We start from the raw sequence: 266 nt of genomic DNA on the forward strand, positions 1-266 counted from the left end.
GGGTGGGATTGGTTCGAGTTCATTCTTTGATTTCCGCCTTTAATCAGGGTCCACAGAGGAATGTGTGGAGATTAATGTTGGCTCCTGATCTCGGATCAAATGGGGCCTTTCAAGAGGTATGGCCATCAAAAATACGTTTTATGCCGCAGTTTTGCAAATTTAGTGGTATGTGGCGAAAGAAGACAGTTCTTGGCAATCGTAGCAAAACGCCGTACTCCCATTTGCGCAAGGATGTTGGATAATGGGATTTCGGTCATTTTCTACCG

Annotated in this window: 1 protein-coding gene; it reads left to right on the forward strand. The window is 45.1% G+C overall.

Annotated elements, in window-relative coordinates:
- Positions 1-242 (forward strand): hypothetical protein (locus R0J92_RS23590; protein ID WP_411053461.1); only part of this gene is annotated, 242 nt, incomplete at its 5' end.
- Positions 243-266: the final 24 nt, after the last annotated feature.

The organism is Tritonibacter sp. SIMBA_163 (genome assembly GCF_046535935.1).
Lineage (GTDB): Bacteria > Pseudomonadota > Alphaproteobacteria > Rhodobacterales > Rhodobacteraceae > Epibacterium > Epibacterium scottomollicae.